General features: G+C 39.2%; 4 protein-coding genes and 2 pseudogenes. 2 read left to right on the plus strand and 4 right to left on the minus strand.

Annotated elements, in window-relative coordinates:
• A pseudogene (locus AC5YCD_RS15680) lies at positions 1–93 on the minus strand (IS982 family transposase); the annotation flags it as partial.
• 114 nt (positions 94–207) lie between these two features.
• Positions 208–324, minus strand: a pseudogene (locus AC5YCD_RS15685) (IS5/IS1182 family transposase); the annotation flags it as partial.
• 59 nt (positions 325–383) lie between these two features.
• Here AC5YCD_RS15685 and AC5YCD_RS15690 point away from each other — a divergent pair.
• Together AC5YCD_RS15690 and AC5YCD_RS15695 are read left to right on the plus strand one after the other, a co-directional pair.
• On the plus strand, positions 384–761 hold the full coding sequence (locus tag AC5YCD_RS15690) for an IS630 transposase-related protein (protein WP_496130881.1): 378 nt from the start codon (positions 384–386) through the stop codon (positions 759–761).
• Positions 762–784: 23 nt separating this feature from the next.
• Positions 785–1,303: an IS630 family transposase gene (locus tag AC5YCD_RS15695; RefSeq protein WP_496130882.1), complete on the plus strand. Its 519-nt coding sequence runs from the start codon at positions 785–787 to the stop codon at positions 1,301–1,303.
• A gap of 18 nt (positions 1,304–1,321) precedes the next feature.
• Here AC5YCD_RS15695 and AC5YCD_RS15700 read toward each other — a convergent pair whose 3' ends face one another.
• Together AC5YCD_RS15700 and AC5YCD_RS15705 are read right to left on the minus strand one after the other, a co-directional pair.
• Positions 1,322–1,675 (minus strand): transposase family protein, encoded by a 354-nt coding sequence (locus AC5YCD_RS15700; protein ID WP_496130883.1) that lies wholly within the window; start codon positions 1,673–1,675, stop codon positions 1,322–1,324.
• A partial coding sequence (locus AC5YCD_RS15705; protein ID WP_496129747.1) for a transposase family protein occupies positions 1,623–1,912 on the minus strand: 290 nt, incomplete at its 5' end. The genes AC5YCD_RS15700 and AC5YCD_RS15705, both read right to left, overlap by 53 nt.

Raw genomic sequence — 1,912 nt, forward strand, 5'->3', positions numbered from 1 at the left:
AGGATTTTCTTGTTTTAGATACTGCCAATAGACCGCTTCATTTTTTTGAAAAAAATCATCAATTGTGCAGAATAAAGTTGTAAACTCGAACATAGGATGGCTGGTTAATAAAAGTGTGTGGTAACTCTCTTATTAACTCAGTCATCTTTTTTTTCAACTGAATTTCTTATCCATGATTCGGGTTATATATAAGACCTCTTTCATAAATCATTTTTTACTCAGCTCCAAGTTATAAATTCCAGCAATTAGATTGAATCTCAAACCAAGTCTTTTAGCTCTATTGCGATAACGTTCCGCAAGGATCTTGAAGGTTTTCAGGCTGCCAAATATAGCTAAATTAAGAAGATGAGCTACAATAGAAAAAAACACTCACTTTTAAAATTATGCCAAAAACATATTCTGTCGATCTACGTGAAAAAGTCATGCAGTTTTATAAAGAATCGAAGCATAAATCGAAGACATGCGAACTGTTTAATATTGCCAGAACGACTCTAGATGATTGGATTCTACTCGAACAACAGACCGGTCAGCTCAAGCAGCCTAAATCTCCAAATACAGGACGTCCCTCATGCATTTTGGATCTGCAAGCCTTTGAAGCATTTGTAAAAACAACCCCATTTACCCAAGCCAAAGATCTTGTTTCTTTATTTGCATTGCACTTTGGATATAGCGTGAGTTATCAGGTGATCCTAGGTGCTCTCAATCGAATGGGCTGGACGCGTAAAAAAAGAGTTTTCTCTACAAATAAGCCTGCAAGTTAAGCCGTGCTGTATTTGAATGGTGTTTGCCTCAATGGAAAGCGCAATATGGCGAGGATCACATTCTTTATATCGATGAATCAGGCATCAATACCAATGAAACCGCAGAATATGGTTGGTCTCCTAAAGGAAAACGTTGTCATGCATTCAGGTCAGGTGGGCATGGTACGAGACTCAGTATGATCAGTGCTGTGAGATCAAATGCACCATTGAAGTTTATTCAACCTTTAGTGTTTCAAGGTTCGTGTGATCGGAATATTTTCGTATGTTGGTTAGAGTATTTGTTGCAGGGTTTGCAACACCCGGATATTCAGACTAAAAAATATTTGCTGATCCTCGACAATGCATCGATACACAAAGGAAAAGTGATCGATGATTTAGCAGCTCAATATCAGACGAGAATTGTCTATCTACCTGCCTATAGTCCCGACCTCAATCCTATTGAAAGAGCATGGTCGATTTTGAAAAGTAAAATCAGGCACATGGTTGCTCAGGACAATAGAAATCTCCCACAAGCCTTAGACATGGCATTTAACTTAATGTAGCTTATGTTTTTTATTTGGCTATACATGCTCAATTGCTATTCTTCTTTTATTGATTTCCTGATTATAGATTTTTAGTTCAGGATCCAATTTACAGCGTCTTTTGGCTTTTAAGGGCAACAGGCTATTGGGATACAAAGTATAAATCCCCTGATAACCTTTATCTGCAAGAACAAAGGCTCCTGAAGGAATCTGGTTTAAATTGCGTTTGAAGAGCTCGAAATCATGTACAGCACCACGACTGGTACATAAACTCAGAATTTGCTGAGTCTTGTAGTGAATCATGGCCTGTACTTTAAAGGTATGGGTCTTTTTCTTGCCGCTATAGCTTTTCTTCTGTTTTTTTAGGCCTTTGGATTGGAATTTCTGTGGCATCCACGATCACCACATTCCAGTCTATGCCTTTGCCCTCGGGTAAATCTTTAGGTAAATTAAAAAGATTGGACCGAATCAGGCAGTCTTCAACATGACGGACAATTCTTGAGGCTGTGGGCTCTGAAACCCCGTAACTCGTCGCAACGTGAAATAAGGTTCGGTATTCCCGCCAATAGCTCAAACAGAGCAGAACCTGATCCTCCAGGCTTAACTTGGGTGGTCTGCCTTTGGCAGGGA

This window comes from Acinetobacter sp. CY05 (assembly GCF_059515805.1).